Source organism: Microcystis sp. M44BS1, from assembly GCF_020244875.1.
Classification (GTDB): Bacteria; Cyanobacteriota; Cyanobacteriia; order Cyanobacteriales; family Microcystaceae; genus Microcystis; species Microcystis panniformis.
Genome location: NZ_JADBVM010000175.1, coordinates 19398 through 27580, shown reverse-complemented (window position 1 = coordinate 27580; position 8183 = coordinate 19398). Strand labels below are relative to the sequence as shown.

The 8183-nt window shown below is 47.1% G+C and carries 5 protein-coding genes and 1 pseudogene; 4 read left to right on the top strand and 2 right to left on the bottom strand.

What is annotated here, in order from left to right; genetic code table 11:
- Nucleotides 1–201: pseudogene (locus tag IM515_RS14200) on the bottom strand (Uma2 family endonuclease); the annotation flags it as partial.
- Between the two features lie 276 nt (nucleotides 202–477).
- On the opposite strand from IM515_RS14200, the gene IM515_RS14195 reads away from it, so the two are divergent.
- Entirely contained in the window at nucleotides 478–948 is a 471-nt protein-coding gene (locus tag IM515_RS14195) for a DUF29 domain-containing protein (protein ID WP_287627360.1), read from the top strand.
- Between the two features lie 54 nt (nucleotides 949–1002).
- Nucleotides 1003–5175 carry a DEAD/DEAH box helicase gene (locus IM515_RS14190; RefSeq protein WP_287627362.1) on the top strand — a complete coding sequence of 1391 codons (4173 nt, stop codon included), beginning with the start codon at nucleotides 1003–1005 and terminating at the stop codon, nucleotides 5173–5175.
- A 373-nt stretch (nucleotides 5176–5548) separates the two neighbouring features.
- Here the strand turns inward: IM515_RS14190 and IM515_RS14185 are convergent, their stop codons facing one another.
- Entirely contained in the window at nucleotides 5549–6085 is a 537-nt protein-coding gene (locus IM515_RS14185; protein WP_043995593.1) for a deoxycytidylate deaminase, read from the bottom strand.
- 536 nt (nucleotides 6086–6621) lie between these two features.
- Here IM515_RS14185 and IM515_RS14180 point away from each other — a divergent pair.
- Nucleotides 6622–7365 carry an energy-coupling factor ABC transporter permease gene (locus tag IM515_RS14180; protein ID WP_287627364.1) on the top strand — a complete coding sequence of 248 codons (744 nt, stop codon included), beginning with the start codon at nucleotides 6622–6624 and terminating at the stop codon, nucleotides 7363–7365.
- A 334-nt stretch (nucleotides 7366–7699) separates the two neighbouring features.
- The gene (locus IM515_RS14175; protein ID WP_287629325.1) at nucleotides 7700–8023 is read left to right on the top strand and encodes a PDGLE domain-containing protein; all 324 of its coding nucleotides are present in this window, start codon (nucleotides 7700–7702) and stop codon (nucleotides 8021–8023) included.
- Nucleotides 8024–8183 lie beyond the last annotated feature (160 nt).

Here is an 8183-nt window from a genome sequence, read left to right as displayed (position 1 = left end):
CGGTCCAGTAATTTTCTTATCTTGGACGGGATACCACAGCAGATCTCCGGCAATAAAAACCCGAGGAGAATTAGCAAAAATAATCTCTAGATTTTCTTTGATTTTCACGATCCATTCGTATTGTTCGGTATTATCGGCCATAAGTTTACCGTCACTATCGGGGTATTCAATATCTGGATCAATAGCTGGTGTAAAGGTCATAATTTCTGCTCTGAGGTTATTTGTCTGAAAATTAAATTCTAGCAGCGACGTTATCTTTCCCCTCTAGTCCCAAAATAACATCGTCAATAAGGTTGCTCAAAATATTTGTGTACTTTTGTTAAAAAGGAAAATTTTTTTTGACAAAAAAAACAACTTGTGCTATGAGATAAATCTCTAACTTGACAAAAATTCCCCAGACTAGAAGCTGATCGAGGATAGCGATCGAGCGTTATAATCGAGCCATTACCCCGCGCTCCCGGTCGGGATGAGAAATCTATGATGACCGCTCTCTACGAAGAAGATTTTGTTCTCTGGACAGAAAAAACCGCCGAACTGTTAAAGCGGAAAGAGTTTGACCGGGTGGACTGGGAAAACCTGATCGAGGAAGTGGAGTGCATGGGAAAAAGCGAGAGACAGGCAATAACGAGTTTATTAACCGTTTTAATCGAACACTTGCTAAAACTATCCTATTGGGAATCGGAAAAAGAACGGAATGCCCGTCATTGGATAGTGGAGATTGCGGCTTTCCGATCGCAATTAGAACAAAAAATAGATAGTGCCACCCTCGTCAACCATGCCCGCGATTCTTGGAAAAAAGCCTATGTAACCGCCAGAAAATCCCTGATTAACGCGCGGATAGTCGATAAAAACGCGATTCCCCTAGAGTCTATATTCACTCTCGAACAGGTATTAGACGGGGATTGGTTCCCGATCGATATCGAACCTTTTTTGGAAACCCGTCCATAAATTGCAGTCATATCCCCGCAAAAAGATTAGGATTATCAGCGAATATAACCGAATATGCAAGATATAGAGCAAATCCGCCGTCAACTCATCGAACGCTACCAACAATTATCGGCACTAGATCAGGTGATCGTCCGTTTTTTTTCCCTAATCTATGAACCGATCGCCCGCAGCACTTTTCTAGACTGTTTAAATCAAGCTCATTACCGCGACGAGAACAACCGGCGATTTAACGGCCAAACCCTGAAATCCCATTTAGATCTCCTCCTAGAAGCAGAAGTGATCACCCAGGACAAAGGCTACGGGCCGCGCTGTCATCCCCTCCTCGTCGAGATTGCCAGCCGTGATAGCGTTAGTAAGGGAGAATTCAAGCGTTTTGCCGAGATTATCAAGGCAAAACTGGCGCAACCCCGAACTCGTTGGGATGAAAGCCTAGTTTTTCAGGGAAAAGAGCAATTAATCCGAGAAATCCGTCTGGCCATCTATCGTCAGGATTTCGACTCGATCGAACAACAAATCGCCGATTATCAGAAAACCAGCTATTCTTCCTCAAAAACCAGCCTAGAAGACCTTCTTATCCTCATCTACGATAACCCCTTCGATGGGGATTGGTTACGGACGCAACCGACCAAATTTCAAGCAATAGCACTAAATAGCATTCTTGTCAAGGCTTTTGAAAAAATAACTCGCGCCGATGGAGCTTTTTCCCTCCTAGAAGAACTCTGTCAAGACCAGACCAGTGTTTCCGAAGCCCATTTGTGGCTCGAACAGGCAATCATCCGAGGACAAAGCGATAAAGTGCGTCGGTATCTCGATCGCCCCTTCCCGGAAAACCAAGCAGCAGCAATCGGGGCGATACGGGGTTGGATTGCCTTTCTGGGCGGGGAAAACAGCAAAGCGATCCAAGAATATACCCTCGCCCTTAAAGCCCTAAAAAAAGCCAAAGGAAAACAAAAAATCTATTTTTCTTCGATTAGCGGCTTCTCCTTTATTTTCGCCCTCCTCAAAGAAGGAACCCCCGAACGTCTCGCCGAAGCCGCCAGCTATATCAGTTGGGTGACGCGTCAAAACGATCATCCTTTCAGTCCTATCTATGCCCGTCTGGAAAAAATCATCGCTGCCCGTCAGGGAGATATGCAGGCCAAAGACGCAATCATCGACGCGACGATCAATCCCTACCAAATGGGCCAGGGTCTAGAGACTCTTATCTGTAGTATCTGTCTCTACTGGATGAGTAGCGACATCGCTAAAAAACATCTGCCCCGGCTACTCTTGCCCCTCTACAAAGATGCCAAGGCGGCTGGCTACCATTGGTTAGCCCTAGAAACCGGGGCCCTACTGTCCCGACTCGATCGAGCGCCGGAAGCGGAGGTGGTTATAAAATGGCATCTCCCTTCCCCCCTGGTAGATGCGATCGAACCCCAAGAAGCTTGGCAACTGTGCCTGAATGCCTTGACTAATCTGTGCGCGCCAACACCAACCCCGGGTAAATCTAACCCCGTCGTCCGCCTTGCTTGGTTTATCACTATCCATTCCGAGGATTATTTCCTGCAACCAAAAGAACAGAAACTCGACGCGCGGGGCAATTGGAGTCGCGGCCGTCCCGTCTCCCTTAAACGTCTGCGAAAAACTGGGGAAATTGACTATTTAACCCCGCAAGACCTGAAAATTTGCGCCCATATCTTCGTGGAATCCAGTTACTATGGCCAGAACGAGTATCACTTTGAGCGCCGGGCCATTATCGAACTGATCGGTCATCCCCTGGTGTTCTGGGAAGATTCCCCCGGAACGCGGGTAGAAATCGTCGCTGGGGAACCGGAATTGCGAGTAAGAAAGGGAAAATCGGGTAAATTAATCCTGTCTTTACTGCCCGATCTCAGCGATCGCCAAGAAGTGCTGATTTGGAAAGAAACCCCCACTCGCGTTAAGGTAATCGAAGTCAAGCCGGAACACCGAAGCATCGCCGACATTATCGGCAAAAGCAACCGCCTAGAAGTCCCCGACAAGGGCCGGGAAAAAGTCCTGGGCGCGATCAATTCCCTGTCCGGGATCGTGACAGTACATTCCGATATCGGGGGAGGAAAAGCAGCCCGGTCAGTGGCAGCCGATAGTCAACCCCGGATTCATCTCTTACCGGCCGGAGAGGGTTTAAAAGTGGCGGTTCTCAGCCGTCCTTTTGGGGCAGCCGGTCCCTATTTCCAGCCTGGAAAAGGGGGAGAAACAGTAATCGCCGAAATCGAGGGGGAACGGCTGCAAACCACCAGAGATCTAGCCCTAGAGAAAAAACTGGCCCAAACAGCGATCGATTCTTGTCCGATCCTGATCAGTTTTGAGGAAGAAAATGGGGAATGGCGGCTAGAAAATCCAGAGGATTGTCTAGATCTACTGCTGGAATTGCGGGAATTAAGCGATAGCGTCCTTGTGGAATGGCCGGAAGGGGAAAAATGGCGGGTGTCGCGTCAGCTTCGATTACAAGACCTACACCTAAATATCCACAGTCAACGGGATTGGTTTGCCGTCAGTGGTGAACTGCACCTAGAGGAGAAATCGGTGCTGAGTATGCAGGAGTTGATGAAATTGCTAGAGGGAGCGCCGGGGCGGTTTATTCCCCTCGGAGATGGTCAATTTCTCGCCCTAACCGAGGCATTTCGGGAACGGTTACAGGAAATGCGCGCTTTCTCGGAAAAGTCCGGCGACGGTTTGCGGTTTCATCCCTTCGCTGCCCCGATTCTCTCGGAACTCACCGAGGAAGTGGGACAACTCAAGGCCGATAAACGTTGGCGCGATAATTTACAACGCTTTCAGGAGAGTCAGGATTTTACCCCAGAAGTCCCCTCAACTCTACAGGCAGAATTGCGCGACTATCAATTGGAAGGCTTTCGCTGGTTAGCTAGGCTGGCCCGGTGGGGGGCCGGGGCCTGTTTGGCCGATGATATGGGATTAGGGAAAACTTTACAGGCTCTGGCAGTGATCCTTACCCGCGCCTCGGAGGGACCGACTTTAGCGATCGCTCCTACTTCAGTATGTTTGAACTGGATTAGTGAGGCGGAAAGGTTCGCACCTACCTTAAATATCATCCAATTGGGTACAGGCGATCGGCAAGCACTACTCGATCGACTGCAACCTTTTGATCTGTTGGTCTGTAGCTATGGGTTATTACAGCAGGAAGAAGTGGCCACCATGTTGGCCGGGGTGGAATGGCGAACAATCGTTCTCGATGAGGCCCAAGCGATTAAGAATTTCTCCACCAAGCGATCGAAAGCAGCGATGAATCTGCGGGGGGATTTTAAACTAATCACCACGGGAACACCGATCGAGAATCATTTAGGGGAATTATGGAATCTTTTCCGTTTTATTAACCCCGGATTGTTGGGCTCCTTGGAAAGTTTTGATCGCCGTTTCGCCACCCCGATCGAAAAATACGGCGATAAAACCGCTCGCGAACAGTTAAAAAAACTGGTGCGGCCTTTCCTTCTCCGGCGCACCAAAAACCAAGTTCTGGCGGAATTACCGCCCCGTACCGAGATTTTAGTCCCGATCGAGTTAAGCGTCGAGGAGAAGGCATTTTACGAGGCCTTACGGCGGCGTGCTTTGGAGAAATTAAGCGAGAGTGACAGTACCGCCGGAGCGAAACATCTCCAGGTACTGGCAGAGATCATGAAATTACGCCGGGCCTGCTGTCACCCGCAGTTAGTGGCTCCAGATTTGGATTTAGCTGGCTCGAAATTGTCCCGTTTCGGGGAAATTCTGGATGATTTATTGGATAATCAGCATAAAGCGTTGGTATTTAGTCAATTTGTCGATCATTTAGCGATTGTCCGCAGTTATCTCGATCAAAGACAGATAAAATATCAATACCTTGATGGTAGTACCCCAGCCGGCGATCGGCAGAAACAGGTGAAAGCCTTTCAAGCGGGGGAAGGGGACGTATTTTTAATTAGTTTAAAAGCCGGGGGGACAGGATTAAATCTCACCGCAGCCGATTATGTTATCCATCTTGATCCCTGGTGGAATCCCGCAGTGGAGGATCAGGCCTCCGATCGCGCTCACCGCATCGGCCAAAAACGTCCGGTGACGATTTATCGCTTAGTGGCCAAGGATACGATCGAGGAAAAAATTGTCGATCTGCACCACCATAAACGCGATCTCGCCGATAGTTTATTGGAGGGAACCGACGCCAGCGGCAAGCTATCCACTGACGAATTATTGCGCTTAATGGCCGAGGGATAGTAGGACTGCATGGGAGAGGGGAAAGTCTGAGCTTTTGTACTAATATTTAGGGTTTGCTGAATAAATCTAAAAACCTTGTTGGATAAGACTTTTGGACTTTTTTCCCCTCAAAAAGTGCCAGCCATTGGAGTGATCGGGGGTAAAATTCAGGTACTTTTTCCCTGAAAATTAGGTAACTGACTACCTCAAAATCGGTAAAACCCTACACCCTACACCCCACCTGCCCCCCCGATGTCGGGGGGGGTTGGGGGGGGTCACACCCTGCCCCCACCAACAAACTTTTTCAGCAGACCCTATTTAGGGTTTGCTGAAAAACTTTTTGCCGCAAACCCTAGATAGAGATTTTTCCTAGTAATTACCATCCTGATAATAACTACCTGAGATCGATCGAAATGGGATTTAATAAAAATAAGGCCGCATGACTAGCCATTTCTGCTGATAAATAAATCTTTTTATATTTAATAATCCCCGTTTCCAGAAAAGAATCCCTTAACATTGCTTTTGTCCCACTATTAAAATCCGCTTCGTAAAAAACTTCTTTAATTCCCGAAGAAATAATTAGTTTTAAACAGGAAATACAGGGTTCTAAAGTAACGTAAATACTAGCTCCTTGGGTAGAAATACCGTGTTTGGCCGCTTGAGCGATCGCATTAGCTTCGGCATGAATTGCTCTAGAGGGAATTTCTCCGGATTCTCGACAGGTTCCCAAACCGGGATAACAAAAACCCTGGGCAGTACAATGAACCGTTCCCGATGGCGAACCATTGTAACCCGTGGCTAAAACCTGCCGATCTTTGACAATTACCGCACCGACGGGAAAAGCTAAACAGGTGGATCTGGTGGCGGCTAATTTAGCGATCATTAAAAAATATTCGTCCCAAGTCGGTCTTTTTTCTTCAGAGTTGATCACGGTTTCATACCAAGCTAGAAAAAGCAAAAAAGAGGGGGTTCTCTCTGATAGCTTATCATTAGTTGACCTCTAAACCAATTAAAGCACCATCCTGACCACCGATCGCGTAGCCAATAGCCACAAGTAAACCAGCTAGTAAACCCAATAAAGCAACAGTTTTAAGCTGATTCATCTTTATTTATCTTAGGAAGTGGGAGATATAGGAGATGTGGGGGGACATTTCAGTTATCAGCGCCCTTCAGGATCTGATAACTGATAACTGATTAATGCCTAGCATAAAAACCAAAAAAAGCTCTGAATTTAATAATAATTTAAAGAATTTGACTGCTTGAGAATAATCAGATTTTGGCTGATAGCTAAACCCTGACGGCTGGCCAAATAACAGAAATTCTTAAGAAGCTAAAGGGTTTAAATCCCCAGAGAGAGCATTGTAGAATAAAGCGGTTAGTTATCTACTAGAAGAGAGGACTTTTCCGTCCTAGCGACGCAATTCTCTGGAAATCTCTAACCCAAATTGCCAAGGAGACTGAGTTTTAATGTCTGTTAATTTTTTGGGGGTTGGTTTGTTTCACCCTCTCCTTACCCCTTATCTCGCCCTCCATATTCCCGACGGCTTTTTGAGTCCACCAGTGAGTCTATTTACTTGGATAATTGCCGTTGTCCTGATTGGCTTTTCTCTCAAAAAAGTGCGCGGCCACTACGCTGAACGGGCTGTACCTTTGATGGGAGTTTGTGCTGCCTTTATTTTTGCCGCCCAGATGATTAATTTTCCCATTCCGGGGGGAACCTCCGGACATTTGTTAGGGGGGACTCTCGCAGGGGTTCTGCTCGGCCCCTGGGCGGGTTCTCTGGTGATGGCGGTGGTTTTTATCGTGCAAGCTTTATTTTTTCAAGATGGCGGTTTAACGGTTTTAGGGGCAAATATCGTCAATATGGGTTTGATCGGGACGTTTGGCGGTTATTATCTCTATCTGGGGATTAGAAAAGCCCTTGGTTTTAATAGTTGGCGCAGTACGGCGATCGCTATTGCCGTAGCTGCTTGGACAAGTGTGGTGGTGGCGGCGTTAGCTTGCGCCCTGCAATTGGCTTTATCTGGCACTGTACCGCTTTTAGTCGCCCTTTTTGCCATGTTATCTTGGCATATCCTCATCGGTATCGGGGAAGCGGTGATTACGGTTTTCGCTGTCGGTTATATCTGGCGAACTCGTCCCGATCTCCTCTACGATCCGCCCCATTCCGTTAATACTTCCGTTCCCCCTTCCTACGCTTCTCGTCAATAGACCTCTTGTAAAAATCAAAAATTGTTGTTAGGGTCAGGAGTCAGGAGTTAGTAGTCAGGAGTCAGGAGTTAAGTAGGGAGGCACAATTATTTTTAGGATGGGTTAGCGGTAGCGTAACATGAGCGGGCGTTGGGTTTCATGCTTCAACCCAACCTACGTTCATCTTATATTTAATTCCACCCACCCACTTAGTAGTCAGGAGCCAGGAGTCAGGAGAATGAATAATAATCAATTAAATGGTCTATTTAAGGATTTTATGCAATTTAATCCTTATTTTTACCGTTTTTGAACCCTCAAAAATTAATTATGCAAGAGGTTTAATAAAGATTAGCCCATGAATATTCGCAGAAATAGCCAATTTTTTCTGATTGGCTTGGTATTATCCCTAATTATCGCCGTTTTTCTTTCTACCTTTGCCAGTCCCGATCCCGACGGACTCGATCGAGTGGCGGAAGACTTACAATTTAGCCAAAAGGAAGAGCCTAACGCCCTTGGTAATCAATTACCCTCCGCCCGAATTTTTGATGGTTATGCCCTCAAAGGTGTTCCCGAAGGTGTCGCCACTCCCCTCGCCGGTTTTCTGGGAACTCTTGCCACTTTCGGCATCGCTTGGGGTATCGGTAAATTAGTCATTCCAAAATCCCAAAATCAGGAGTAAGGAGTCGAGAAGTGGGGTAGTGGGGTAGTGGGGTAGTGGGGTAGTGCGGCATTTGGCTGAAATTTCCCTAAATCCCTAAATACCTAAATCACTGATAACTGATAACTGATCACTGATCACTGATAAGTAGGGAGGCACAATTATTGGTAGGATGGGTTAG

Bases quoted from the DNA above. Each gene is read 5' to 3' on its own strand.
- IM515_RS14195 (WP_287627360.1), top strand. From the start codon at position 478: ATGATGACCGCTCTCTACGAAGAAGATTTTGTTCTCTGGACAGAAAAA.
- IM515_RS14190 (WP_287627362.1), top strand. From the start codon at position 1,003: ATGCAAGATATAGAGCAAATCCGCCGTCAACTCATCGAACGCTACCAA.
- IM515_RS14180 (WP_287627364.1), top strand. From the start codon at position 6,622: ATGTCTGTTAATTTTTTGGGGGTTGGTTTGTTTCACCCTCTCCTTACC.
- IM515_RS14175 (WP_287629325.1), top strand. From the start codon at position 7,700: ATGAATATTCGCAGAAATAGCCAATTTTTTCTGATTGGCTTGGTATTA.